Source organism: Frigoribacterium sp. Leaf172, from assembly GCF_001424285.1.
Lineage (GTDB): Bacteria > Actinomycetota > Actinomycetes > Actinomycetales > Microbacteriaceae > Frigoribacterium.
In genome coordinates, this window is the sequence record NZ_LMPB01000004.1 from 1 (window position 1) to 24,894 (window position 24,894).

Sequence of the window (24,894 nt, forward strand, 5' to 3'; positions counted from 1 at the left end):
GAGGGCAGCGGCCTCGCGAGGCTACACGGACATCCGCCCACACGTCCAAACCTCCACGCATCCCGGGCGTGTCGCACCCAAAAAGCCCGAAAACAAGCCGATCGGCCCCCACACAGCCACACACGGCCGCGGAGACCCGATCTGCCGAGCCGGGGGATCGCTCCTCAGGAGCATGCGCGGCATTGGGCGACCACCCGTCGGTGCTCCGCGAGGGAGTCCCCCTCGGTGACCGTGTAGCCAGGTCACCGAGACACCGGGTCGCAAAGACACCAGATCACTGGATCACTGGATCACTGGATCACTGGATCACGGAGACACCGGTCACCGAGTCACCGGGTCACCCGGTCACCGGGTCACCGGGTCACCGGGTCACCGGGTCACCGGAACATCGGGGCACGGGGACACCAGGACGCGGGAGCACCGAGACACCGGCGCACTCGATCGCCGGGTCACCAGGTCACCAGGTCACCAGGTCACCAGGTCACCAGGTCACCAGGTCACCGGGTCACCGGGCCACCGGGCCACCGGGCCACCGGGCCACCGGGCCACCGGGCCACCGGGTCACCGGGTCGCGGAGACTCCGGATCACCGGACACCGAGACATCGAGACACCGGTACTTCCGAAGAGGCAAAGCCCCGAACGCGCGGTACACCGGGACACCGGCGATACCGGCGATACCCGATGTCGCGACTAGGCGAGCGGAAGCAGCTGGACCGCGCCGAGCGAGACGACGGCGATGAAGATCCACGATGCGAGTCCGACGGCGACTGCGCGGCCACCCGTCCGGGCGAGCTTCTCGAAGCGGATCCCCGTACCCAGACCGAAGAGGGCCAATCCGAGCAGGACGGTCTGCAGCAGATCCGCCGCACCGAGAACGCCCTCGGGGATCGGCACCACGGTGCGGAGCACGACCGCGACGAGGAAACCGACGACGAAGAGCGGCACGATCGGCGGGCGTGCACCGACGTCGCCGCCTCGTCGGCGCATGATGAGCGAGGTGATCGCGACCACCGGGGCGAGCATCACCACCCGGGTCAGTTTCACGACGATCGCGATGGCCAACGCCGATGCGCCGGCGGTCTGCGCGGTGGCCACGACCTGCCCGACATCGTGCACGCTCGCACCCGTCCAGGCGCCGAACTGCATGTCGGTGAGACCGAGAGCCGAGGCGATCGGCGGAAGGATCGCGATCGCGGCGGTCCCGCACAGGGTGACGAGGGCGACCGGGGTCGCGGCATCACGGCCGCGGTCTCTCGTGACCGCGCTCATCGCGCCGATGGCCGAGGCGCCGCAGATCGAGAAGCCGGCGGCGAGCAGCAGCGGCTGATCACCGGGCAGTCGTGCCCATCGGCCCAGCGCCCAGGTCACGAAGAAGGTCGCGGCCAGGATGGCGACGACCACCACGACGGTGAGCCACCCGAGCCCGGCAACATCGACGAGGCTGAGCTTGAGTCCGAGCAGCACCACCCCGATGCGCAGGAGCCGCTTCGCCGCGAGGGTCAGCCCGGGAGCGAGGACCCCGTCGACTGCGGGGCGTGCCGCCGGGATCTGCGCGACGATGACGCCGAGCAGAACGCACACGGTGAGGATCGGCACCGCCGGAACGAGCGAATGCACCCCCCATGCGATCGCCGTTGCGACCGCGGCCACCCCGACTCCCGGCGCCCAGGGGGCGCGGGGAGTCGCGGTCTTCGGGCAGGCGGTCACGACGGGCGCGCGGTCAGACGCGGTTCTTGGCGGGGTTGATCAGCGAGCCGATGCCCGAGATCGCGACCTCGACGGTCTGCCCCGCGGTGAACGGGCCGATTCCCGACGGAGTCCCCGTCAGGATCACGTCGCCCGGGAGCAGGGTGAACACGTCGGTGACGTACTCGATCAGCTCGGGGATCTTGTGGATCATCTGCATCGTGGACTCGCGCTGCATGACCTCGCCGTCGACGCGGGTCTCGATCGTCGCGTCGCTCCAGTCGAACTCGTTCTCGATGTACGGCCCGAGGGGCAGGAACGTGTCGTAGCCCTTGGCGCGTGTCCACTGGCCGTCGCTGTTCTGCACGTCGCGAGCCGTCACATCGTTCGCGATCGTGTACCCGAAGACCACGTCTTCGTAGTTCTCGGCCTTGACGCGCTTCGCGATGGAGCCGATCACGATGGCCAGCTCCCCTTCGAAGTCGACCTGGCCGACGTCGGGCGGAAGCTGGATCGAGTCGCCGAAGCCGATGACCGTCGTGTTCGGCTTCATGAACAGCAGCGGCGCCTCGGGCGGCGTCTGCCCGAGCTCGTCGGCGTGATCGTGGTAGTTGAGACCTACGCCCACGACCTTCGATCGGGGGATGACCGGGGCGAGGATCTTCGCCGAGCGGAGGGAGATCCGTTCGCCAGTGGTCTCGTAGCCGCTGTACATCGGGTCGCCTGCCAGCACGATGAGTTCGCGCTCGTCGACGATGCCGTAGCGGGGGTCTTCGCCGGGGGTGGTGAACCGTGCGATCTTCATGCGTCGAGCCTCGTCATCCATCCGTGAACATCGGGTCGCCGACCGTACTGGATGTCGGTCAATTCAGCGCGCAGGGACATCGTGAGCTCGCCGCCCTCGGCCGCGGGCGAACCGATGTGGATGCCCTCGCCCTTCAACTCGGCGATCGGCACGACGACCGCGGCGGTGCCGCAGGCGAACACCTCGACGATGTCGCCCGAGGCGACCCCGTCTCGCCACTCGTCGATCGTGACGCGTCGACGCTCGACCCGGTGCCCGCGCGCCTCGGCCAGCTCGAGGATGGAGTCTCTGGTGATGCCTTCGAGGATCGAGTCGCTGTCGGGTGTGACCAGGGTCCCGTCGCGCTTGACGAGGACCACGTTCATGCCGCCGAGCTCTTCGATGTAGCTGCTCTCGGACGAGTCGAGGAACAGCACCTGCTGGCAGCCGTTCTCGTAGGCCTCCTGCTGCGGGAGCAGGGACGACGCGTAGTTGCCGCCCGTCTTGGCGGCACCCGTGCCTCCTTTGCCGGCCCGTGCGTAGTTCGTGGTCAACCAGATGGAGACGGGTGACACACCCCCCGTGAAGTACGCGCCGGCCGGGCTCGCGATCACGTGGTAGGCCACCTCATGCGCGGCCCGCACCCCGAGGAAGGCCTCGGTCGCGATCATGAACGGCCGGAGGTAGAGGCTGGTCTCGGGCGCCGACGGGACCCAGTCGAGGTCGGCGAGCACGAGCTGCCGCACGGATTCGACGAAGTCGTCGGTGCCGAGCTCGGGCAGGGCCAGACGGCGGGCCGACCGCTGCAGCCTCCGGCCGTTGGCATCGGGGCGGAACGCCCAGACGGAGCCGTCGGCGTGCCGGTAGGCCTTCATGCCCTCGAAGATCTCTTGGGCGTAGTGCAGCACGGAGGCCGACGGGTCGAGCTGGAGCGGCCCGTAGGCATGGACCGACGCGTCATGCCATCCGCCCTCGAGGCTCCACGCGATGGTGACCATGTGATCGGTGAAGTGCTTGCCGAAGCCGGGGTCGGAGAGGATCGTCTCGCGCTCGGCCGCGTCGCGGACGCTCGCGGAGGGCCGGAGATCGAACTGCAGGCCGAACTCGGAGGGCGCGGTGTCGGTGGTGGTCATGATGCCCTTCGAGCGGAGGCGGACGGGGTCGACGACTGCGACCGGGCTTCGCGGATGCGGTCGGCGATGGCCGAGCCGATCTCGGCGGTGGTGCGAGGGGGCTCCGAGGAGGCGCGACCCGCCCGGTCGGCGATGTCGCCCTCGACCGCCGCCGTGACCCGCGCGGCGGCATCGGGCAGCCCGAGGTGATCGAGCAGCATCGACACCGACAGCACGGCCGCCGTCGGATCGGCCTTCTGCTGCCCGGCGATGTCGGGGGCCGACCCGTGGACGGGCTCGAACATGCTCGGGAACACGCCGTCGGGATTGATGTTGCCGGACGCGGCGAGACCGATGCCGCCGCTGATCGCACCGGCCAGATCGGTCAGGATGTCGCCGAAGAGGTTGTCGGTGACGATGACGTCGAAGCGGGACGGATCGACGACGAGATGGATGGTCGCGGCGTCGACGTGCTGGTAGTCGACGGTCACGTCGGGGTACTCGACGGCCACGGAGTCGACGAGGCGCTGCCAGAGCCCCCCGGCGAAGACGAGCACGTTCGTCTTGTGCACGAGGGTCAGACGGCCACGGCGGGCCCTGGCCTTCTCGAACGCGAACCGGACGACCCGCTCGACGCCGTGCGCCGTGTTGACGCTGACCTCGTTCGCGATCTCGTGCGGCGTGCCCTGGCGGAGCGACCCGCCGTTGCCGACGTACGGCCCCTCGGTGCCCTCGCGGACGACCACGAAGTCGACCTCGCCCGGATCGGCCAGGGGCGAGGGCACACCGGGGTGGACCAGGGTCGGCCGGAGGTTGACGTAGTGATCGAGCGCGAACCGCAGGCGGAGCAGCAGCCCGCGTTCGATGATGCCGCCGCGGAGGCGCGGGTCGCGCGGGTCGCCGCCCACGGCGCCGAGCAGGATCGCGTCGTGGTCGATCAGGGCGGCGAGATCGTCGTCGGTGAGGATGTCGCCCGTCTCGAGATAGCGGGAGGCGCCGAGTCGGAACTCGGTCACCTCGAACACCGCGTCGTCGCCCACGGCGACGTCGAGCACCTTCAGGGCCTCGGCCACCACCTCGGGGCCGATGCCGTCGCCGGGGACGGCGGCGAGTCGGACGGTGCGCGGCATGGGACTCCTAGACGTCTCGGGGTGGACCGGCACCACATTACCCGTGCGCACCGACACCGCCGGCGGGGCGGCCGGGCGGCGCGTCCGGCGCGGCGAGCACGCTAGTCGCCGGCCGACGCCCGGCGCAGCGAGAACAGGGCCACGACGACGGCGAGGACCATGACGCCCACCCCGACGCCGGCGGTCGCCACGAGACCCGCGTCGAACGCGTGCGTCGCGGCGTCGAGGAGCTGGCGACCGAGGGGGGCCTCGAGGGTCCCTGCTGCGGACACCGCGCCTCCCAGGGTCTCCCGGGCGGCCTCGCCGGTCTCGACGGGGACCCCGGCCGGGATGACCAGGCTGCCTCGGTAGATGGCGGTGAGCATGCTGCCGAGCACGGCCGTCCCGAGCACCGCGCCGACCTCGTAGGCGGTCTCGGACACCGCCGAGGCGGCTCCGGCGCGCGCCGGCGGGACGGCTGCGATGATCTGGTCGTTCGAGATGGTCTCGGCCGCACCGACCCCGAGACCGACCAGCGCGAAGCCGACGACGAACAGGGCCACCGGGGCCTCCGCCCCCGCCAGCCACACGGTCGCGTAGCCGACGCCGGCGGAGCCGAGGCCGACGGCGACGATCACGCGCGGCGTCACGCGGCGGACGATCGGCACGACGATCAGACCCGCCACGATCATGACGGCTAGACCCGGCACCAGCGTCAACGCGGCCTGCAGCGGACGCAGACCCACGACGAGCTGGAGATGCTGCGTCGTGAAGAACAGGAAGCCCACGAGCGAGAGGATCGCCAGGAGGTTCACCACGATCGACCCGGCGAAGACGGGGTTCGAGAACAGCCGCACGTCGAGCAGCGGGCGTTCGCGCCGCAGCTGCCGGCGCACGAACAGCCAGCCCGAGACGACGCCGAGCACGGCGAGGCCCAGGACGTCGAGGCCGGGACCGTGGGTCGCGAGCAGCTTGATCGCCGCGACGACGGGGGCCATCGCGGTCAACGACAGCAGCACCGAGAGGGGGTCGAAGGGTCCGGGATCGGGATCGCGGCTCTCGACGAGCAGGATCGGCGCGAGCACCAGCAGCGGCACGAGCACCGGCACCGCGATCAGGAAGATCGAGCCCCAGGCGAAGTGCTCGAGCAGGATCCCGCCGACGATGGGCCCGAGGGCGGACCCCGCGGCGAACCCGCTCGCCCAGATCGCGATGGCGAGACGGCGCTGGTCGCGGTCGACGAACGTGCTGCGCAGCAGCGACAGCGTGGCCGGCATGATCATGGCCCCGAAGAATCCGAGGACCGCACGCGCCGCGATCAGGGTCCCGGCGTCGGGGGCGAACGCGGCCCCGAGCGAGACGAGGGCGAAGCCCGACGCCCCGACGAGCAGCAGTCGACGACGACCGAAGCGGTCGCCGAGCGAGCCCATCGCCACGAGCAGGCCCGCGAGCACGAGCGAGTACACGTCGACGATCCACAGCTGGTTCGCCGCGCTCGGGCGCAGGGCGGTGGAGATCTCGGGCAGGGCGAAGCTCAGGACCGTGTTGTCGATCGAGACGAGCAGCACCGGCAGCATGAGGACGACCAGTGCGGCCCACTGCCGGGTCCCCGCGCGGGAGGGCGTGCCGACGGTCGAGGAGGCGCGGGTCATGGGGAGGGGTCGCTTTCGTCGCAGAGGGGGTGCGGTCGTGACGGAGCGCTCTGCGCTCTAAAACCGTCCAGGCGGTACAGTAAACCGTCCGGACGGTACAGTATCAGAATGAGTCCACGACCGTCGGCCCGCGAGAAGATGCTCGACTCCTTCGAACTGCTGGTCGTCGCCGACGGGGAACGCGCGGCGACCTTCGACGCCGTCGCCGCCGCCGCGGGCGTCTCGAAGGGCGGGCTGCTCTATCACTTCCCGAGCCGAGAGGCGCTGGTCGACGGGGTCGTCGACCGCCTCGCCTCACTCGTCGACGACGACATCCACCGCATGACCACGGCTCCCGACGGCGCGGTCGACTACTTCATCCGCACCTCGTCGCCGCCGGCCGTCGTCGCCGAGTCGCCGTTCGACCGGTGCATCACCGCGGTGGCCCACCTCGCCTCGAGCGGGCAGTGGCCCCGCGCGGTCGACGCCCTGATCGGGATGCAGAGCCGCTGGCACGAGGTCGTGCTCGAGGCCGTCGGCGACCCGGCGGTCGCCCGGGTGGTCTCGCTCGTGTCGGACGGCCTCTACTTCGGCCCGGGCCACTCGTCGTCTGCCTCGGGCGCCGGCCCCGATGCGGAGCGCGCGGGCATCGACGACGTCATCGCCGTGCTGCGTCGCCTCGCCGACGGCCGATGACGCCGCCTCAGCCGACGACGATGCAGGCGGGGCTGCCGATCGAGAAGACGTCGATCGGAGCGCCCGGCAGACCCGACTCGGGGTCGAGCGGCAGCACCGACACCGTGTCGGACCCCTGGTTCGCGCAGTAGAGCATGCCCGGGGTGATCGCGAAGTGCCGGGGCCATTCGCCGCCGCACGGCGCCTCGCCGACGAAGGTCAAACGCTCGCCCTCGCCCGAGAAGACGCTGATCGTGTCGCGTCCGCGCGTGGCCACGTAGACCCGGCCGGCGTCGACGACGATGTGCGACGGCAGGATGCCCGGAGTCGCCGACGCCCCCTCGAAGACCTCGATCGAGTGGTCGACCACGAGCTTCCCGCCGACCCGGCGCAGCACGTGCAGACGCGAGTCCAGCTCGCCGACCACGACGAGGCGGTCGTCGAGCCACGCGACGTGTCGAGGCCCGGAGCCCGAGGGCAGCGGATGCACCGCGACCTGCTCCGGGTCGAGCGTGATCGGGTCGATGACGTACTCGACGAGTCGGTCGGTGCCGAGATCGCTGATGAGGACCGTCCCCCACGGGGTGGGGGTGGCCTGGTGCGCGTGCGGGCGCTCCTGACGCTCGAGCACGGGGCCGTGACCGACGGGCAGCGCCAGCGACCGAGTCACCCGGGCCGGGTGCGACGCCTCGCCGGAGAGGACCCCGATACCGCCCCCGACGTAGTCGGCGACGACGAGCGCGCCCGAGACCGGATCGACGACGAGATGGCACGGGGACGAACCGCCCGAGGACGCGCTGCTGGCCGCGACGAGCGAGCCGGCCGAGACGGTGTACGACAGCACACGCCCCTCGCCCGTCTCGGAGGCGGCGTGCAGCGCGCCGTCGGCGACGACGAGGAACGACGGGTCGTCGGCCTGGACGACCTGGACTGCCTGCCACGGCACGCCGGGTGCCGAGCGCTCGAGGACGGTGATGCCCTCGCCGCGCCCGCCGCTCGTCGGCGTGTACGAGCCGATGTACAGCCGGTCGGGGGCAGGGACGGCCTGACCCGCGACGTCCGTCGAGCTCATGGTCATGCCCGCCCGGCCCCCGGGCCCGTCGGCTCGGTGCCGTTGGCGATGCGCTCGTGATGGTGGATGACCTCGCCCACGATGAAGTTCAGGAACTTCTCGGCGAAGGCCGGATCGAGGTGCGACTGCTCGGCGAGCTGCCGCAGCCGCTGGATCTGCACCCGCTCGCGCTCGGGATCGCTCGCGGGCATGCCCGCGGCCGCCTTGAGATGCCCGACCGACTGCGTGAACTTGAACCGTTCGGCGAGCAGGTGCACGAGCGCCGCGTCGATGTTGTCGATGCTCTGCCGGATCCCGGTCAGTTCGTCGATCGCTGCCCGGTCGGTGCCGCTGAGGGGGCTGTCCGCCCCGAGGGGACTGTCGAGTGCCATTCACCGAGCCTAGCGAAGGAGGCCCCGGCGAGACCGAGGAGGCGCGTCCCCGGATGTCGGGACGCGCCTCCTCGGCGGGGTGCTCGCGTCAGTCGACGAGCGTCAGCGTGACCTCGACGTTGCCGCGCGTGGCGTTCGAGTAGGGGCAGACGTGGTGCGCCGCGTCGGCGAGCTCCTGACGGCGCTCGGGCTCGACGTTCGGCGTGTAGATGTCGAGCTCGACGGCGAGACCGTAGCCGCCGTCGCCGTTCGAGCCGATGCCGACGCTCGCCGAGACGGACGAGTCGGCGGTGTCGACACCGAGCTTCTTGCCCGCCCCGTGCATCGCGCTGAGGAAGCAGGCCGCGAAGCCCGCGGCGAAGAGCTGCTCGGGGTTCGTGCCCTCACCCGAGCCACCCAGCTCCTTCGGCGGACGGGTGTCGAAGTCGAGACGGTCGTCTTCGCTTCGGACGTGACCGTCACGGCCCCCGCCGGAGGCGTGGGCGATGGCGGTGTATGCGATTTCCAGTGTCATGGTGATCAGGCTTCTCTACGAGTCTGAGCGGTTGCTGGGGGCGGTCAGGCGCCGCTCGAGACCCGCCCGCACGGTCGGCCATTCGTCGGCCAGCATCGAGTACACGGCGGTGTCGCGCCACGATCCGTCGGCCCTCGGCTGCGTCCGTCGCTGAACGCCCTCGAACGTCGCCCCGAGTCGCAGGATCGCGGCTCGCGACCGCTCGTTCCGGACGTCCGCCTGCAGCTGGACGCGCCCGAACCCGTGCGCGAACGCGTGACCGAGCACGAGCAGCTTCGTCTCGGCGTTGACCCCGGTGCCCCAGACCTCGGGCGCGTAGGCCGTCCAGCCGACGTGCGCCGACTCGTTGCGCAGGTCGAGGACCTCGAGCGTCGTCGTCCCGACGAGGACCCCCGAGGAGGCGCGGCGGACGCCGTAGACGAGCTCCGAGCCCCAGCGCAGGTACCCGCGGACGAAGGCCGCCCACCCGTCGTAGTCGGCCCGGTACGCGGCCGGACCGCCGCCCCAGCCGCCCGCGAAGACCTCGGGCCGCCCGATGGCCGCATGGAGCTCGGGCAGGTCGGACGGGTCGAGAGGAGCCACGGTGACGAGGGAGCCGGTCAGGGTGACGGTCGAGGGACGGCGCGCGGTCATGCCCCGAGTCTCTCAGCCCGCAGCACCCCGCGACGGCCCGCAGCACCCCGCGACGGCCCGACGTCAGCCGCGGAGTGGCCCGGGCTCAGCCGAGGAGGTCGTGGCGGACGACGATCGCATCGCGACCGGGTCCGACGCCGATCGCCGAGATGCGGGCGCCGCTCATCTTCTCGACCGCGAGGACGTACGCCTGTGCGTTCGCGGGCAGGTCGTCGAACGTGCGGGCGCCGGTGATGTCGTCGTCCCAGCCCGGGAACTCCTCGTAGATCGGCTTCGCGTGGTGGAAGTCGCTCTGCGAGACGGGGACCTCGTCGTGACGGACGCCGTCGACGTCGTAGGCGACGCAGACCGGGATCGTCTGGAGCCCGGTGAGGACGTCGAGCTTCGTCAGGACGAAGTCCGTCACGCCGTTGATCCGGGCCGTGTATCGCGCGATCGGTGCGTCGTACCAGCCGCAGCGGCGGGGGCGGCCCGTGGTCGTCCCGAACTCGAACCCGTTGGCCCTCAGGAACTCGCCGGACGAGTCGAACAGCTCGGTGGGGAACGGACCGGCGCCGACGCGCGTCGTGTAGGCCTTGACGATGCCGATCACGCGCTCGATGCGGCCCGGCCCGATGCCCGAACCGGTCGAGGCGCCGCCGGCCGTCGCGGACGACGAGGTGACGAAGGGGTAGGTGCCGTGGTCGACGTCGAGCATCGTCGCCTGGCCGGCCTCGAAGAGCACGGTCTTGTCGGCCTCGAGCGCCTGGTGGATCTCGAGGGCGGTGTCGGCGACCATGGGCCGGAGCCGCTCGGCGTACGACAGCAGCGACTCGACGACCTCGTCGACCTCGATGGCCCGCCGGTTGTAGATCTTGACCAGGAGGTGGTTCTTCTGGTCGAGGGCCGCCTCGACCTTCTGGCGGAGGATGCCCTCGTCGAAGATGTCCTGGATGCGGATGCCGACCCGGTTGATCTTGTCGGCGTAGGTCGGGCCGATGCCGCGACCGGTCGTGCCGATCTGGCGCTTGCCGAGGAATCTCTCGGTCACCTTGTCGAGGGTGCGGTGGTAGTGCGTGATGACGTGCGCGTTGGCGCTGACCCGCAGTCGCGAGACGTCGATGCCCCGGGCGATCAGGGCGTCGAGCTCGTCGAAGAGGACCTCGATGTCGACGACGACGCCGTTGCCGATGACGGGGGTGACGCCGGGCGACAGGATGCCGGAGGGCAGGAGGTGCAGGGCGTACTTCTGGTCGCCGATCACGACGGTGTGACCGGCGTTGTTGCCGCCGTTGAACTTGACGACGTAGTCGATGCGGCTCGAGAGCAGGTCGGTGGCCTTGCCCTTGCCCTCGTCGCCCCACTGGGCTCCGATGATCACCACTGCGGGCATGGTTGCCTCCTCATGTCAGGGGAACGCACCGGCGGAGGTGCACTTGAGTCTACCGACCGGGGCGCCGAGGGCGATCGTGGGCGGACTCGAAGATGAGGAGATGAGCAGCTTAGGAGATATGTGAATGTCATATGTTTCTTCCGGCGCATCGACGACCGTCGGCGACGCCTCCGCATCACGACAGGAAGCAGCTCCATGAACACGAAGATCCTCACCGGCCTCGGCACCGTCTGCCTCGCCACCGCGACCCTTCTCGTCTCGACCCCCGCCCTGGCCGCCCCGAGCCCGATCGCACCGGTCTCGGCCTCGGCCCCCTCCGACGCACGACCGCCCCTGGCGGCCGGCATCGAGGTCATCGGCGTCGTCGGCCTGCACGCCGGCATCGAGGTCACGGGCACCCCCGGCGCCTCGATCTCCGTCGACGTCGACGACCGGTACACCGTGCCGTTCCTCGTCGACGGCCACGCCGTCGAGTGGACCACCGTGGGCGACGACGGCTCGGCCCGGCTCGCCGTGCCCGCAGCCGCGGGGGCCGCCACGCACGTCACCGTCTGGATCGGCGAGGGTCGCGACACCCAGGTGCTCGAGACGACCGTCGACCGCACCGACGAGGAGGCCGTCGCCCCGGTCGTCGAGGTCGTCTCGGTCCAGGGCAGCCGTGCCACGGTGATCGTGCCCACGATCGCGGGCAAGTCGTTCGCCATCACGAACGGACGCGGTCAGCGCGTCGCCGGCGGGTACGGCTCGGGCGGACCGACGACGGTCGGCTTCAGCGTGATCCGCGGCACGACGCAGACGTACGAGCTGCGCATCGCCGGGCAGGCGAACCTGCCGTTCACCGTCACGGCACGATGAGCACGGGCGGTGCCGGCCTCTGAGACCGGCACCGCACCTCCTCGACGCCCCCGACCGACCTCGCCACGCCCGTCGGCGGCGGCACTGGCGCATTTGTGGTCGGGTACGACAAACTACGGTCATGAGTCTCGTCGCCGGGGTCGACTCCTCGACCCAGAGTTGCAAAGTCGTCATCCGCGATCTGTCGACGGGCGAGCTCGTCCGGCAGGGGACGGCCAAGCACCCCGAGGGCACCGAGGTCGCCCCCGACGCCTGGTGGAGCGCCCTGCTCTCGGCCATCGAGGCGGCCGGCGGCCTCGACGACGTCTCCGCGATCTCCATCGCCGGGCAGCAGCACGGCATGGTCGCGCTCGACGCCGACGGCGAGGTCGTCCGCGACGCCCTCCTCTGGAACGACACCCGCAGCGCCCCTGCGGCGCGCGACCTCATCGCCGAGGTCGGCGCCGACGAGTACGCCAGCCGGACCGGCACCGTGCCCGTCGCGTCGTTCACCGCCACGAAGCTCCGCTGGCTGCGCGACGCCGAGCCCGAGAACGCCGCGCGGGTCGCGGCCGTCGCCCTGCCGCACGACTGGCTGACCTGGAGGCTCCTCGGCTACGGGACCCGCGCCTCCTCGGCCCTCGGCCCCGATCTCGACGAGCTCGTCACCGATCGCTCCGACGCCAGCGGCACCTCGTACTGGAGCCCCGCCCACGAGGCCTACGACCTCGAGCTCTTCGAACGCGCGCTCGGGCGCCCGGGGCGCGTGGCGGGCGGCGACGGCGACGGCGTCGTGCTGCCCCGCGTGCTCGGACCGGCGGACGCGGCCGGGACGACCGTCGCGCACTCGGGCATCCCCGAGGGGATCGTCGTCGGGGCCGGTGCCGGAGACAACGCCGGCGCGGCACTCGGACTCGACGCCACCGTCGGGGATCTCGTCATCAGCATCGGCACGAGCGGCACCGCGTTCGCGGTCACCGACTCCTCCGTCACCGACCCCACCGGGACCGTCGCCGGCTTCGCCGACGCGGCCGGAGGGTTCCTGCCCCTCGTCGCCACGCTGAACGCGGCCCGCGTGCTCGCCTCGATCGGCGCCCTGCTCGGCGTCGACCACGACGAGTTCGCCCGACTCGCCCTCGCCGCCGAGCCGGGCTCGGGCGGGCTCTCGCTCGTGCCCTACTTCGAAGGCGAACGGACCCCCGACCTGCCCGAGGCGACCGCCACCCTCTCGGGGCTGACCCTCGCCTCGACCACTCGCGAGAACCTCGCCCGCGCCGCCGTCGAGGGCATGCTGTCGGCCCTGGCCGACGGCGGAGCGGCGGTGCGCGCTCAGGGCGTCGAGGTCCACCGGGTGCTCCTGATCGGCGGCGCGGCCCTCAACCCCGCCGTCCAGACCGTCGCCGCCCAGGTGTTCGACGTGCCGGTCGTCGTGCCGGCACCGGGCGAGTACGTCGCCGACGGCGCCGCCCGCCAGGCGGGCTGGGCCCTCTCGGGGAGCCGACCGCGGTGGGAGCTGTCGACCCGCGCCTCCTTCGCTCCCGAACCGCGACCGGAGATCGGCGCGCGGTATCGCGAGGCCCAGGCGCTCGGCTCGCTGCCGCGACCGTAGCGCCCTCGGCGGGCGGGCTCCCGCCTAGAATCGCCACATGCCAGCGGACACCGGGTCGGCCCCCTCGACCATGACCGAGAACTACCTCAAGGTCATCTGGAAGGCCGACGAGTGGGCCGTCGACGGGGGCCCCACCGGGATCACGACGAACGAGATCGCGGCCACGCTCGGGGTCGGCGCCTCGACCGTGTCAGGCAACCTCCGCAAGCTCGAGCGCGACGGCTACATCGACTACCAGCCGTACCGGAGCATCGCCCTCACCGAGACCGGGCGTGCGGTGGCGGTCGCCGTCGTCCGTCGACACCGCCTCATCGAGACCTACCTCGTCGAGCGGCTCGGCTACGGGTGGGACGAGGTGCACGACGAGGCCGAGATCCTCGAGCACGCCGTCAGCGATCGGCTGCTCGAGGCCTTCGACGTCGAGCTCGGCCGCCCGACGGCGGACCCGCACGGCGACCCGATCCCCTCGTCCGACGGGACGGTCGTGCGCCCGACGGCGCATCGGCTCGGCGAGTTCGGGGCGGGCGAGTGCGGCTTCGTCGTCCGCGTCTCGGACGACGAACCCGAGCTGCTGCGCTACCTCAGCTCGCTCGACCTGCGCGTCGGCGCCCACGTGCGGATCGGCGAGCGCCGCGACTACGCCGGATCGCTGCAGGTCGTGGTGACCGACGCCCACGATCGACCGACCGGCACGGTCGAGCTCGCCGGACCGGCCGCCGCCTCGGTGTGGGCGAACTCGGAGCCGCACACGCACGCCTGATCGTGCGGCGTGCGCCTCACCCCGCGGTGCTCGGGGAGGGTGCGGGCAGGCGGGTCCCGGCCGGATCGGCGAGGAGGCGCGCGAAGGCGAGCTCTGCGGCGCCGATCGTCAGACGGTCGGCCCCCAGCTCGGCGGGCACGATGCGGAGGTCGTCGGCCGACCCCGGCAGCGCCTGAGCGGTGACGCCGGCGAGGAGGCGCTCCGGCTCGGCCGCGAGCAGGGAGGCCAGGAACCCGCCCAGGACGATGAGAGCGGGGTCGAAGACGTTGACGACGTTGCGGAGCGCGATCGACAGCTGGTCGACCTGGCGCTGCACCTCGACCCGCGCCTCCGAACCGGGCGCCGACGCGACGAGGGCCGCCGCGAGCTCGTCGGCCTGCGAGCGGTCGAGCCCGGTCACCGCGAGCAGGGCCGCCTGGCCCACCTCGGTCTCGAGGCAGCCCGTCGCGCCGCAGTGGCACAGCCGGCCCACCGAGTTGACGAGCGTGTGGCCGAGCTCGCCCGCGTATCCGCCCGAGCCGACCAGGGGCGCCCCGCCGACCAGCACGCCCCCGCCCACGCCGCTCGCACCGCCGTTGAGGAACACCAGATGCTCGACGCCCCGCCCGGCGCCGAAGCGCCCCTCGGCGAGGGTCGCCGCGGAGGCGTCGTTCGCCGCACGGGCCGGCAGACCGGTGGCCTCGGCCACGAGCTCGGCGAACGGCTCGTCGACCCACCCCAGGTGCGGGGCCAGCCGGACGAGACCGCCGTCGGCCCGGACGAGACCGGGGACGGCGAGACCGACCCCCACCTCGACGACCTCGGGCCGCTCGGCACGCAGCCCCTCGATGACCGAGGCCGCGATCGCCGCGGCCCCCTCGGCCGTCGGGATGCCGTCCGTCTCGCGTCGGACCCGGGATCGCACGACTCCGTCGAGGCCGACGACGCCCACCGTCACGGCATCGATCTCGGGATTCACGGCGTAGGCCACGACATCGCTGCTGGCCGCGACCACCGGGCTCGGGCGCCCCACCCGGACGACCCCGACGGGGTCGGTCTCGACGACGAGGCCCCGGTCGACGAGCTCGCCGACGAGCGCCGCGATCGTCGAGCGGTTGAGACCGGTCGCCTGGGTCAAGGCGGAACGGGACCGGGGGCCCGCCGCGTGCACCAGGCCGAGCAGCGCCGACAGGTTCGTCTGGCGCACACCGTCGGCGCGCGCCCCGGGTTCGATCGTCACGTGGCCTCCTGGGCCGAGCGTACCGGGGTTCCGACGGCGTCGAGTGGCCGCGGGGGCTCCGTCGCACGGGTGCGGACGGACCTCCGCGGCCACCCGGGCCGCTGACCCGGTGGGGCCGGATCAGCCGTCGTCGCGACCGAAGAGCTCGAGCTGCGGCGACACCGGCCGCGACCCGGACGAGGAGGCGCCGGTCTCGACCGACACCGCGCCTCCCGCCCGCGTCACGACGAAGTCGGCCGACTCGCCGTCCGGAGTCGTCACAGTCACGGAACGGGTGCCGTCGGCGCCGGGGAACACCCGCAGCACGAGCCCCTCGAGATAGTCGTGGTCGGGGCGGTCGTCACGCCCGCCCAGCGGGATGACGGCGCCCTCGCGGACGTACAGCGGCAGGGTCAGCACGCCGTGCGTCTCCGTGCGCCATGCGCCCGCGCCGGCGTCGACGACCTCGCCCGTGAACCAGTTCGTCCACCGGCCGGCCGGCAGATAGACCTCGACCGTGCCGTCGGCCGAGAACACCGGCGCCACCAGCAGATCGTCGCCGAGCAGGTACTGCGTGTCGACGTGGGCCGCGCCCCGGTCGCCGGGGAACGCCAGCGCCATCGGCCGCATGACCGGAAGCCCGGTGCGGGTCGACTCGAGCCCCGCGGCGTAGAGGTACGGCATCAGCCGCAGCTTCAGCTTCGTGAAGACCCGGGTCACCTCGACGGCCTCGTCGTCGAACGCCCACGGCACCCGCACCGAGCTGCTGCCGTGGAACCGGCTGTGGCTCGACAGCAGACCGAACGCCGTCCAGCGCTTGTAGACGTCGGGGTCGGGCATGCCCTCGAACCCGCCGATGTCGTGACTCCAGAACGAGAAGCCGCTCATCGCCAGCGAGAGGCCCCCGCGGAGGGTCTCGGCCATCGACTCGAAGGTGGAGGTCGAGTCGCCGCCCCAGTGCACGGGGAGCGCCTGGCCGCCGGTCGTCGCCGAACGCGCGAACACGACGGCGTCGCCCTCGCCGCGGACCTCCTCGAGAACCTCGAAGACGGCGCGGTTGTAGAGCTGCGTGTACAGGTTGTGCATCCGCTCGGGGTCGGAGCCGTCGTGCCAGACGACGTCGGTGGGGATGCGCTCGCCGAAGTCGGTCTTGAAGGCGTCCACCCCCTGCTCCTGCAGCCCGCGCAGCTTCCCCTGGAACCAGGCCGTCGCCTCGGGGTTCGTGAAGTCGACCAGGCCCATGCCCGCCTGCCAGAGGTCCCACTGCCAGACGCTGCCGTCGGGGTTCGTCACGAGGTAGCCGGCGTCGGCAGCCTCGCGGAACAGCTTCGAGCGCTGCCCGATGTACGGGTTGATCCAGACGCAGACCCGGAGGTCGCGCTCGTGCAGGCGGACGAGCATGCCCTCGGGGTCGGGGAAGACCCGGGGGTCCCACTCGAAGTCGCACCACTGGAACTCGCGCATCCAGAAGCAGTCGAAGTGGAACACGCTGATCGGCATGTCGCGGGCCGCCATCTCGTCGACGAAGGCCGTGACGGTCTCCTCGTCGTAGTCGGTGGTGAACGACGTCGAGAGCCACAGCCCGTACGACCAGGCCGGCACGTGAGCCGGGCGGCCGGTGAGCCGCGTGTACCGGTCGAGCACGTCGGCCGGCGTGGGGCCCGCGATCACGAGGTAGCGCAACGTCTCGCCGGCGACTGAGAACTGGACGCGCTCGACCGCCTCGGAGCCGATCTCGTACGACACGTGACCCGGGTGGTCGACGAGCACCCCGTAGCCGCGGTTGGTCAGGTAGAACGGCACGTTCTTGTAGGCCTGCTCGCTGGAGGTGCCGCCGTCGGCGTTCCACACGTCGACGGTCTGCCCGTTCTTGACCAACGGGCCGAAGCGCTCGCCCAGCCCGTAGACGAGCTCGCCGACGCCGAGCGAGAGCTGCTGCGAGACGTACGACGGGGCGTGATCCGCCGCCGTGCCCGGGCGACCCGCTCCCTTCACCACGGCGCCGACCATGGCGCCGTCGATCCGCGCGTCGGGGGCCACCTGGTGGTAGCCCACCGACTTCGCGCCCGAGCGGGTCAGGACGGTGTCGCCGTCGCGGAAGACGAGGTCGAAGGGGCCGCCGCGACCCACGGAGGCGGTGAGCCGCCCCGAGGACAGCGTCGCGCCTCCTGCCGTCACCTCGGCGACGCCGACCCCGGCGGGGCCGCCCTCGGCGCCGACGAGGTCGAAGCCGATCTCGTCGCGCCCACCGGAGAAGTGGGCGACCTCGACGGCGATCACGCCCTCCATCGGCGAGCTGAGGCCGACCGTGAGCACCGGCCGGTTGAGCGTGTCGCCGCGGTGCGCGATGACCTTGGTGGGGGCCGTGACGACGAGCGAGCGCCCGTCGTCACCGGTCTCGACGTCGTAGACCTCCTGGCCGAAGAGGGAGGAGACGCCGGGACGCGTCTGCCAGAAGCCGTCGGTGAACTTCATGCGATGCCTTTCGAGCGGTGCGCGCTACTTGACCGCACCGGCGGTGATGCCGCGGGTGAGGGTGCGCTGGAAGAGGAGGAAGAACACGAGGGTCGGGATGAGACCGAGCAGCGCCGAGGCGCTGGTCGTCGTCACGTCCATCAGCCGGTCGCCCTGCAGCGCCGTGATGGCCACCGGCACCGTCTGGTTCGCGTTCGAGACGAGGAACGTCAGCGGGATGAGGAACTCGTTCCACGTCCAGATGAAGAAGAAGATCGCCAGCACCGACAGGGTCGGGCGGCTGATCGGCACGATGACGCGCCAGAGGATCTGCCACCGGCTGGCGCCGTCGAGCGAGGCGGCCTCGAGGACCTCCTTCGGGAAGGTCCCGTAGACGCTCGACAGGAGGTACGTGCCGAACGCGCTCTGGATCACCGTGAAGATGATGATGACCGCCCAGATGTTGTCGTACAGACCCACCTGCTTGAACATGAAGTACAGCGGGTAGAGCAGGGCCTCCTGCGGCAGCATGTTCGCCAGCAGGAACAGCACGATGATCCAGGTGCGTCCGCGCACCCGGCCGATGCCGAGGGCGTAGGCGTTGAAGACCGAGATCACGACGGCGAACAGCGCGACCAGACCCGAGATGACGAAGCTGTTCCAGAGCTTCTGGGGGAACTCGACGCGGTTCCAGAAGTTCACGATGCCGTCGAAGTAGAGCGACGTCGGGAAGCTGAGGGGCCCGCCCTGCGTGTAGTCCTCGGGGGACTTGAACGAGTTCACGAGGATCAGCAGGAACGGCAGCGCGATCAGCACGCCGAACAGCACGGCGGCGACCAGGACGACCCAGTCGGCGGTGGTCTTCCGGCGCTTGCGCTGCTTGGCCGCGGGGAGGCGCGGCTCCGGCACCGCGGGACGGATCCGGTCGTCCTTCACCGGGGGCACGACGGTGGTGGCCATCAGCGGTCCCTCTCTGCTCGTTCGGCCCGGTTCTGGGCCTGGATGAAGAAGACGGTGATCACGACGATCACGAGGGTCAGGGCCGTGGCGATCGTGGCCCCGTAGCCGACCTGCTGGCTCTGGAAGAACTCGCTGTAGGCGTAGTAGCTCGGCACGATGGTCGAGTCGCCCGGCCCGCCGCGGGTCAGGGCGTAGATCGGGCCGAAGACCTTGAGCGCCGCGATCGTGCAGGTGAGCACGACGACGAAGATCTCGGGTCGGATGATGCTGACGGTGATGGCCCGGAACCGCTGGAACCAGCCCGCGCCGTCGAGCTCGGCGGCCTCGTACAGCTCGGGGTCGACCCGCTGGAGGGCCGCCATGAAGATGACCACGGGATAGCCGAGCTGCACCCAGACCATGACCACCATGATGCTGAGCAGCGCCGTGTCGGGGCTGCCGAGCCAGTTGTGCTGCAGGGCGCCGAGTCCCACCGCCTCGAGGACGGTGTTGAGCGCCCCGTTCTCGGGGCGGAGGATCCAGCCGATCACGATGGCGGCGATCGCCACGGGCAGGATCTGCGGCAGGTAGTACGTCGCCCGCAGGAACGATGCGAGACGGCCGCCGAACTTGCGGCCGATCAGGTCGAACAGCATGGCCGCGAGCAGCAGGCCGAGCAGGGTCGGCACGACGACCATCGCGATGATGAGGAACACGCTGTTGAGGAACGACGTCCAGAAGCGGTCGTCGGTCATCAGCTCGCGCCAGTTGTCGAGACCGGCCCAGGTCGGCGGGCGGATGCCGCGGTAGTCGGTGAAGCTGAGGTAGATGTTCCAGATCAGCGGGACCAGGACGACGACCGTGAAGAGGACGAAGCCCGGGATGAGGTACAGCCAGAATCCGCGTCGGCCGGAGCCGGGCAGGAGGCTCTCCTCCGGCGGGAGGGCCGACGACGTGCGTCGGCCCTCGCGACGGGGGCGCGCCTCCCTGGCACCGGGGCGGGTGTCGAGGGAGGTCACGGTCACTCTCCGGTGATGTCGTCGACGCCGCTCCGGTACTGGTCGCCCAGCGTCGACAGCATGTCGTCGGGCGAGGTCGAGCCGTTCACCAGCTCCTGCGTGCCGGCGACGAGCTGGTCGTAGAAGGTCGGCGTGGGCCAGTCGGGGTAGAAGGCGAGACCGTCGCGCTCGAGGAGCGTGTTGAAGTTCGCGATGAGCTCCTGGCTCTTCGGGTCGGTGATGTCGGCCGGGTCGGCCTTGACGGGCACGCCGCCGTTGTTGCCGATGAGGTTCTGGATCTCGGGGCGCATGGTGATGTCGATGAACTTCGTCGCGAGGTCCTTGTTCGCGGCGTTCTCGGGGACGACCCAGAGGTTCCCGCCCGAACCCGGAGCCATCTCGCTTCCCGGGAACAGGAACGTGCCCCAGTCGAAGGTCGCCTCGTCGGCGACCCGGCCGGCCCACCAGCTGCCGGAGACCATGATCGGCGCGCCGCCGCTCATGAAGGTCGTGCCCATGTCCTCGGCCTTGATGCCGGTGACGTCCTTCGAGATCCAGCCGTTGTCGACGTACTCCTGCAGCTTGTCGGCCGCGTAGGTCAGCTCGGGCCCCTGCCAGTCGACGTCGCCCTCGTAGAGCTGGTAGTCGTCGACGAACGAGCGGTCGGCCTGCGAGAGGGCGAGCTGGTAGAAGAGCTGCCCGAGCGGGTACTCGGCACCGGCCTCGGCGAGGGGGGTGATGCCGGCGTCGGCGAAGGTCTGCAGCGCGGCCTCGAACTCGTCGTACGTGGTCGGCACCTCGATGCCCTGCTCGGCGAAGGCGTCCTTGTTGTAGAAGACCTCGACGTACTCGCCGTAGTTGGGGATGCCGTACCAGCTGCCCGAGCCCATGATGCCGCGCTCGTCGTACTTCGACGTCGTGGCGATCGAGGGGGCGAGATCGTCGTCCCAGCCGTACTCGGCGACGGCGTCGTCGAGGTTCGAGAGCAGGCCCTGGCTCGCGAGCAGACCGGCGGTGGCGTTGCCCTTGTTGTACTCGAGGATGTCGGGGGCCTCGTCGGAGTTCAGCACCTGGCTGGCGGTCGACCGGATCTGCTCGAAGCTCTTCGCCTCGAACTCGACCGTCGCGCCGGTCTCCTCCTCGAAGGTCTCGATGGCCTGATCCCAGGCGATGCCCATCGCGCTGGTCTCGCTCTCGAAGTGCCAGAGCTTCAGCGTGTTCGGGTCGGATGACCCTCCGCCGCCGCCGGCGGAGCAGCCGGTGAGCAGGGCGGCGGTGGCCACGAAGGCCGTGCCGGTCGCGACGATGCGTCGTCTCTTCATTGTTCTACCTCCTCGTAGAGGGCCCGCGAATTCGGCGTCGAAGCGTTTCGACGATCGACGGGGAACGGCGGGCCCGGTGATGGTTCGATGGTGGAGCTGCGGTGTCGGTGGTGCCGGGATGGTGCGGTCGGAGAGGTTCAGGAGGCGCGGGCCGGCGCGGTGACCGAGCCCTTCGCCAGGTAGGTGGGCGCGATCAGTTCGACGCCCGTGTCGACGCGGCCGTCGATGCGCTCGAAGGCGGCCTCGACCGCGCGAGAGCACATCTCGTCGATCGGCAGGGGAACGGCGTCGAGCGCGGGATCGAGCTCGTCGGCCGCGTAGCTGGCGCAGGCGGCCAGGACCGACAGGTCGCCGGGGATGTCGACGCCGAGTCGGCGGAGGTGCTGCATGACGGCCTCGGCGGTGGGCTCGCTGCAGTGCAGCACGAGGGCGGTCATGCCCGGCAGCCGGCGCCGGAGCTCGTCGAGGGCGCGCGTGGCGGGCGCCCGCCCCAGATCGGTGGCGATCGTCAGGCTCTCGACCCCCCGGTCCGACGCTCGCGCCGCGAAGGCGTCGTCGAAGCGCCGGATGAAGCCGGTGTCGCGCTCGAGATACGACGCCGGGTGACCGATGACGCCGATGGAGGTGTGACCGAGGTCGGCGAGCCGGTCGACGACCAGCGCCGCCGCCGACTCGAAGTCGAGGTCGATGCAGGCGAGATCGTCGACGTCGCGCGGGATGCCGATGAAGCCGGCCGGCAGATCGAGTTCGCGCACCAGGTCGACGCGCTCGTCGACCGTGGCCACCCCGAGCGCGACGACGCCGTCGACGAGCGAGCTCGACGCGACCCGGCGGATGCCCGAGACCTCGTCGTCGGTCGCGAGCAGCAGGACGTCGTAGTCGCGACGCCGGGCGGCCTCGACGACCGCGGTCACGAACCGCATCTGGGTCGGCTGGTGGTTGTCGGCGCGGATCGGCGCGCTCAGGGCGAGGATGTTGGTCCGGGCGCCGGCGAGCATGCGAGCCCCGGCGTGGGGGCGGTAGCCGAGACGCTCGACCGCGTCGGTGACGCGCTGACGCGTGGTCGCGGCGATCGAGCGCTTGCCCGACAGCGCGTACGAGACGGTCGAGATCGACACGCCCGCAGCCTGCGCCACATCGTGGATCGTCGCCATCATGACCTCACCGTCACCGTCGTCTGCCTTGTGCCGCGGTGGAGGCGAAGCGCTTCGACCGGGTTCGTGAGGAGACCATACGACACCCCCGGATGATGCGCAAGGCGTTTGTCGGACCGATCAACAAAATGAACGAGACCCTCGACCGCAGCCCTCGTGGCGTATAAGTTGTAGTCGACAACAATCGCGACCGCCGCCTCCCGGGGGCTCGCGACACCGACCACGAAAGGGACGCTGATGTCCGTCACCCCCACCCGCGAAGACAAGTTCTCGTTCGGCCTCTGGACGATCGGCTACACCGGCGCCGACCCCTTCGGCGGCCCCACGCGCCCCGACCTCGACGTGGTCGAGGCCGTCGAGAACATCGACCGGCTCGGCGCCTACGGCCTGACCTTCCACGACGACGACCTCTTCGCCTTCGGGTCGACCGAGGCCGAGCGCCAGAAGCAGATCGACCGCCTCAAGGGCGCCCTGGACGCGACCGGCATCGTCGTGCCCATGGTCACGACCAACCTGTTCAGCGCGCCGGTCTTCAAGGACGGCGGCTTCACGTCGAACGACCGCGGCGTGCGTCGCTTCGCCCTCCGCAAGGTCCTCCGCAACATCGACCTCGCCGCCGAGCTCGGCGCCGAGACGTTCGTCATGTGGGGCGGCCGCGAGGGCGCCGAGTACGACAGCGCCAAGGACGTGCAGGCCGCCCTGTCGCGCTACAAGGAGGGCGTCGACATGCTCGCCCAGTACGTGACCGACAAGGGGTACGGCCTGCGCTTCGCCATCGAGCCGAAGCCCAACGAGCCCCGCGGCGACATCCTGCTGCCGACGCTCGGCCACGCCATCGCGTTCATCGACACGCTCGAGCGCCCCGAGCTGTTCGGCGTCAACCCCGAGGTCGGGCACGAGCAGATGGCGGGCCTGAACTTCACGGCCGGCATCGCTCAGGCGCTCTACCAGGGCAAGCTGTTCCACATCGACCTGAACGGCCAGCGCGGCATCAAGTACGACCAGGACCTGGTCTTCGGTCACGGCGACCTGCAGAACGCGTTCTCGCTCGTCGACCTGCTCGAGCACGGCGCCCCCCAGGGCGGCCCGAGCTACACCGGCCCTCGTCACTTCGACTACAAGCCCTCGCGCACCGAGACCATCGACGGCGTGTGGGAGTCGGCTGCGGCGAACATGCGCATGTACCTGCTGCTCAAGGAGCGCGCGCAGGCCTTCCGCGCCGACCCCGAGGTGCAGGAGGCGCTGGTCGCCAGCCAGGTCGCCGAGCTGTCGACCCCGACGCTCGGCGAGGGCGAGGGCTACGAGGCCCTCCTCGCCGATCGAGCCTCGTACGAGGACTTCGACGCGGACTCGCACTTCGGCGGACACGGCTACGGCTTCGTCCGCCTGCAGCAGCTCGCCGTCGAGCACCTGATGGGCGCGAGAAACTGAGGCAGGCGCGCCAGCGACTGCGTTTCTCGCGCTGACGCGCTCCAGCGCGGCAGACGGAGCTGAGGAGAACGCGGAGCGTTCTCGCTCCGAGCGCCGACGCGCTCCAGCCGCTCACGACGGGCCGTCCTCCTCCACCGGTGGACGGCCCGTCGTCATGCGTGTCGGCTGGCGTCAGGCGACGACGGGGCTCGACGACCCCTCGGGTGATCCGCTGACGACGATGCCGGGCGCGATCGCCGGCGACGGAGGGGCGACGACCGGAGCATCCGCGCGCTCGTCGAGCTCGACCCCGACGCGGCGCGCGTCGACGCCGTCGAGCGCCGCATGGACCCGGGGTGCGACGATCTCGGCCCAGGTCCGGTGCAGGGTCGACCAGGAGAAGAGGCCGTGAACGGTGAGGGAGTCGATCGCCTCGGCCGGGAACCCGACATGATCGACGCCGACCAGCTCGCGGGCGAGTCGCTCGGTGACCGTGTTGAGGCGGTCGACCTGCGCGGCGATCAGCCGGCAGGCCGTCGGGGGGATCGGTCGGAACCGCGCGAGGGGCGGGATCGCGGCGAACACGACCGCGCAGTCGGGGCCGGCCTCCTCGCGGACGCGCTCGACGAGGATCCTGAGGTCGCGCTCCCAGGCCCGGGGGCTCGTGGCCGACAGGACGTCGGCGATCCCGAGGAAGATCACCGCGGCGCCGGCCCCGGCCGCCGAGAGGGTGGGCACGGTGGCCGCGGTGCGCGCGGTGAGGACGGGCGACGAGAGCTCGGACCACGACAGGCCCCGCCCGCGAGCGCGTGCGACGCGGGTGGCGACCTGACTGGAGGTCGTCATGCCGTGGCTGAGGACGCCCATGCCGGCGACGGCGATGCTGCCGATGAAGGCGATGCGTTCCGGATCGGGCCCGCCGATGGCGGAGCTGCGCTCGTCGCGGGGGAACACGGCGGACGCGAGGTCGCGTCGGTACATCTCCATGTGGAAGGCGAAGAGCGGACGAGCCAGGGCCACGAGCAGAGGGACGACTCCGGACGGGCGGACGACGGTCGTGTCGTCACGTCGGGTCTGGGGCATGGGAGTCCTGGTGCGTCGGTGGTGCCTGAGGGGGCCCGCGGGGCGGGCGCTCTCGAGTCTGTTCACCCGCGGGGGTGCGATGGGGGACGGTTCGCATTCGGGATACCCCGGGGACGCTGACCGGATATCGCCGATTCCCCCGTGGGATCCAAGAGAAGTGCTGGTCAGAGCAG

Annotated in this window: 22 protein-coding genes; 5 read left to right on the plus strand and 17 right to left on the minus strand. The window is 71.1% G+C overall.

From position 1 onward, the window contains the following. Positions 1-691: 691 nt before the first annotated feature. From ASF89_RS12995 to ASF89_RS13015, 5 genes are all read right to left on the minus strand, one after another. Positions 692-1,708, minus strand: a complete 1,017-nt coding sequence (locus tag ASF89_RS12995; RefSeq protein ID WP_055815592.1) for a YeiH family protein — start codon at positions 1,706-1,708, stop codon at positions 692-694. 13 nt (positions 1,709-1,721) lie between these two features. Continuing rightward, entirely contained in the window at positions 1,722-2,492 is a 771-nt protein-coding gene (locus ASF89_RS13000) for a fumarylacetoacetate hydrolase family protein (protein ID WP_055815595.1), read from the minus strand. Next, a complete protein-coding gene (locus ASF89_RS13005; RefSeq protein ID WP_055815598.1) occupies positions 2,489-3,604 on the minus strand; it encodes a branched-chain amino acid aminotransferase in 1,116 nt (371 codons plus the stop codon). The genes ASF89_RS13000 and ASF89_RS13005 overlap by 4 nt, the downstream gene beginning before the upstream one ends. After that, complete coding sequence (locus tag ASF89_RS13010; RefSeq protein ID WP_055815601.1) at positions 3,601-4,713, minus strand: 3-isopropylmalate dehydrogenase; 1,113 nt, start codon at positions 4,711-4,713, stop codon at positions 3,601-3,603. The genes ASF89_RS13005 and ASF89_RS13010 overlap by 4 nt, the downstream gene beginning before the upstream one ends. Before the next feature lie 101 nt (positions 4,714-4,814). Next, positions 4,815-6,344: an MFS transporter gene (locus ASF89_RS13015; protein WP_055815604.1), complete on the minus strand. Its 1,530-nt coding sequence runs from the start codon at positions 6,342-6,344 to the stop codon at positions 4,815-4,817. A gap of 108 nt (positions 6,345-6,452) precedes the next feature. Between ASF89_RS13015 and ASF89_RS16215 the strand changes: the two genes are divergently transcribed. Then, positions 6,453-7,019: a TetR/AcrR family transcriptional regulator gene (locus tag ASF89_RS16215; RefSeq protein ID WP_304437744.1), complete on the plus strand. Its 567-nt coding sequence runs from the start codon at positions 6,453-6,455 to the stop codon at positions 7,017-7,019. Between the two features lie 7 nt (positions 7,020-7,026). Here the strand turns inward: ASF89_RS16215 and ASF89_RS13025 are convergent, their stop codons facing one another. From ASF89_RS13025 to ASF89_RS13045, 5 genes are all read right to left on the minus strand, one after another. Continuing rightward, complete coding sequence (locus ASF89_RS13025; RefSeq protein ID WP_055801232.1) at positions 7,027-8,070, minus strand: beta-propeller fold lactonase family protein; 1,044 nt, start codon at positions 8,068-8,070, stop codon at positions 7,027-7,029. A 2-nt stretch (positions 8,071-8,072) separates the two neighbouring features. Beyond that, positions 8,073-8,441 carry a chorismate mutase gene (locus ASF89_RS13030; protein ID WP_055801228.1) on the minus strand — a complete coding sequence of 123 codons (369 nt, stop codon included), beginning with the start codon at positions 8,439-8,441 and terminating at the stop codon, positions 8,073-8,075. 88 nt (positions 8,442-8,529) lie between these two features. Continuing rightward, positions 8,530-8,949 (minus strand): organic hydroperoxide resistance protein, encoded by a 420-nt coding sequence (locus tag ASF89_RS13035; RefSeq protein WP_055801298.1) that lies wholly within the window; start codon positions 8,947-8,949, stop codon positions 8,530-8,532. Positions 8,950-8,970: 21 nt separating this feature from the next. Further along, on the minus strand, positions 8,971-9,588 hold the full coding sequence (locus ASF89_RS13040; RefSeq protein WP_055815611.1) for a GNAT family N-acetyltransferase: 618 nt from the start codon (positions 9,586-9,588) through the stop codon (positions 8,971-8,973). 85 nt (positions 9,589-9,673) lie between these two features. Further along, complete coding sequence (locus ASF89_RS13045; RefSeq protein WP_055801219.1) at positions 9,674-10,960, minus strand: adenylosuccinate synthase; 1,287 nt, start codon at positions 10,958-10,960, stop codon at positions 9,674-9,676. Between the two features lie 195 nt (positions 10,961-11,155). Here ASF89_RS13045 and ASF89_RS13050 point away from each other — a divergent pair, with 195 nt between their 5' ends. From ASF89_RS13050 to ASF89_RS13060, 3 genes are all read left to right on the plus strand, one after another. Beyond that, positions 11,156-11,815 carry a hypothetical protein gene (locus ASF89_RS13050; RefSeq protein WP_055815615.1) on the plus strand — a complete coding sequence of 220 codons (660 nt, stop codon included), beginning with the start codon at positions 11,156-11,158 and terminating at the stop codon, positions 11,813-11,815. Positions 11,816-11,936: 121 nt separating this feature from the next. Further along, positions 11,937-13,403, plus strand: coding sequence for a xylulokinase (xylB, locus tag ASF89_RS13055; RefSeq protein ID WP_055815618.1), 1,467 nt, complete (start codon positions 11,937-11,939; stop codon positions 13,401-13,403). 37 nt (positions 13,404-13,440) lie between these two features. Next, positions 13,441-14,163, plus strand: a complete 723-nt coding sequence (locus tag ASF89_RS13060; RefSeq protein ID WP_055801209.1) for a metal-dependent transcriptional regulator — start codon at positions 13,441-13,443, stop codon at positions 14,161-14,163. Positions 14,164-14,179: 16 nt separating this feature from the next. Here the strand turns inward: ASF89_RS13060 and ASF89_RS13065 are convergent, their stop codons facing one another. The 6 genes from ASF89_RS13065 to ASF89_RS13090 form a co-directional block, all read right to left on the minus strand. After that, positions 14,180-15,382 carry an ROK family transcriptional regulator gene (locus tag ASF89_RS13065; RefSeq protein ID WP_055815621.1) on the minus strand — a complete coding sequence of 401 codons (1,203 nt, stop codon included), beginning with the start codon at positions 15,380-15,382 and terminating at the stop codon, positions 14,180-14,182. Positions 15,383-15,502: 120 nt separating this feature from the next. Then, positions 15,503-17,836, minus strand: a complete 2,334-nt coding sequence (gene yicI, locus ASF89_RS13070; protein WP_082490025.1) for an alpha-xylosidase — start codon at positions 17,834-17,836, stop codon at positions 15,503-15,505. Positions 17,837-17,860: 24 nt separating this feature from the next. Beyond that, complete coding sequence (locus tag ASF89_RS13075; protein WP_055815623.1) at positions 17,861-18,775, minus strand: carbohydrate ABC transporter permease; 915 nt, start codon at positions 18,773-18,775, stop codon at positions 17,861-17,863. Next, positions 18,775-19,647, minus strand: a complete 873-nt coding sequence (locus tag ASF89_RS13080) for a carbohydrate ABC transporter permease (protein ID WP_369814562.1) — start codon at positions 19,645-19,647, stop codon at positions 18,775-18,777. The genes ASF89_RS13075 and ASF89_RS13080 overlap by 1 nt, the downstream gene beginning before the upstream one ends. 128 nt (positions 19,648-19,775) lie before the next feature. Further along, positions 19,776-21,074 carry an ABC transporter substrate-binding protein gene (locus ASF89_RS13085; protein ID WP_055815626.1) on the minus strand — a complete coding sequence of 433 codons (1,299 nt, stop codon included), beginning with the start codon at positions 21,072-21,074 and terminating at the stop codon, positions 19,776-19,778. A gap of 137 nt (positions 21,075-21,211) precedes the next feature. Next, positions 21,212-22,231, minus strand: a complete 1,020-nt coding sequence (locus ASF89_RS13090) for a LacI family DNA-binding transcriptional regulator (protein ID WP_055801193.1) — start codon at positions 22,229-22,231, stop codon at positions 21,212-21,214. 234 nt (positions 22,232-22,465) lie between these two features. Between ASF89_RS13090 and xylA the strand changes: the two genes are divergently transcribed. Beyond that, positions 22,466-23,659: a xylose isomerase gene (xylA, locus tag ASF89_RS13100; protein ID WP_055801190.1), complete on the plus strand. Its 1,194-nt coding sequence runs from the start codon at positions 22,466-22,468 to the stop codon at positions 23,657-23,659. A 171-nt stretch (positions 23,660-23,830) separates the two neighbouring features. Here xylA and ASF89_RS13105 read toward each other — a convergent pair whose 3' ends face one another. Next, positions 23,831-24,721 (minus strand): GDSL-type esterase/lipase family protein, encoded by an 891-nt coding sequence (locus ASF89_RS13105; RefSeq protein ID WP_055815635.1) that lies wholly within the window; start codon positions 24,719-24,721, stop codon positions 23,831-23,833. Positions 24,722-24,894: the final 173 nt, after the last annotated feature.

Excerpts from the sequence above, each read along its gene's own strand:
- ASF89_RS13000 (WP_055815595.1), bottom strand. The coding sequence starts at position 2,492 with ATGAAGATCGCACGGTTCACCACCCCCGGCGAAGACCCCCGCTACGGC.
- ASF89_RS13005 (WP_055815598.1), bottom strand. The coding sequence starts at position 3,604 with ATGACCACCACCGACACCGCGCCCTCCGAGTTCGGCCTGCAGTTCGAT.
- ASF89_RS13010 (WP_055815601.1), bottom strand. The coding sequence starts at position 4,713 with ATGCCGCGCACCGTCCGACTCGCCGCCGTCCCCGGCGACGGCATCGGC.
- ASF89_RS13015 (WP_055815604.1), bottom strand. The coding sequence starts at position 6,344 with ATGACCCGCGCCTCCTCGACCGTCGGCACGCCCTCCCGCGCGGGGACC.
- ASF89_RS16215 (WP_304437744.1), top strand. The coding sequence starts at position 6,453 with ATGAGTCCACGACCGTCGGCCCGCGAGAAGATGCTCGACTCCTTCGAA.
- ASF89_RS13025 (WP_055801232.1), bottom strand. The coding sequence starts at position 8,070 with ATGAGCTCGACGGACGTCGCGGGTCAGGCCGTCCCTGCCCCCGACCGG.
- ASF89_RS13030 (WP_055801228.1), bottom strand. The coding sequence starts at position 8,441 with ATGGCACTCGACAGTCCCCTCGGGGCGGACAGCCCCCTCAGCGGCACC.
- ASF89_RS13040 (WP_055815611.1), bottom strand. The coding sequence starts at position 9,588 with ATGACCGCGCGCCGTCCCTCGACCGTCACCCTGACCGGCTCCCTCGTC.
- ASF89_RS13045 (WP_055801219.1), bottom strand. The coding sequence starts at position 10,960 with ATGCCCGCAGTGGTGATCATCGGAGCCCAGTGGGGCGACGAGGGCAAG.
- ASF89_RS13050 (WP_055815615.1), top strand. The coding sequence starts at position 11,156 with ATGAACACGAAGATCCTCACCGGCCTCGGCACCGTCTGCCTCGCCACC.
- xylB (WP_055815618.1), top strand. The coding sequence starts at position 11,937 with ATGAGTCTCGTCGCCGGGGTCGACTCCTCGACCCAGAGTTGCAAAGTC.
- ASF89_RS13060 (WP_055801209.1), top strand. The coding sequence starts at position 13,441 with ATGCCAGCGGACACCGGGTCGGCCCCCTCGACCATGACCGAGAACTAC.
- yicI (WP_082490025.1), bottom strand. The coding sequence starts at position 17,836 with ATGAAGTTCACCGACGGCTTCTGGCAGACGCGTCCCGGCGTCTCCTCC.
- ASF89_RS13075 (WP_055815623.1), bottom strand. The coding sequence starts at position 18,775 with ATGGCCACCACCGTCGTGCCCCCGGTGAAGGACGACCGGATCCGTCCC.
- ASF89_RS13085 (WP_055815626.1), bottom strand. The coding sequence starts at position 21,074 with ATGAAGAGACGACGCATCGTCGCGACCGGCACGGCCTTCGTGGCCACC.
- ASF89_RS13090 (WP_055801193.1), bottom strand. The coding sequence starts at position 22,231 with ATGATGGCGACGATCCACGATGTGGCGCAGGCTGCGGGCGTGTCGATC.
- xylA (WP_055801190.1), top strand. The coding sequence starts at position 22,466 with ATGTCCGTCACCCCCACCCGCGAAGACAAGTTCTCGTTCGGCCTCTGG.
- ASF89_RS13105 (WP_055815635.1), bottom strand. The coding sequence starts at position 24,721 with ATGCCCCAGACCCGACGTGACGACACGACCGTCGTCCGCCCGTCCGGA.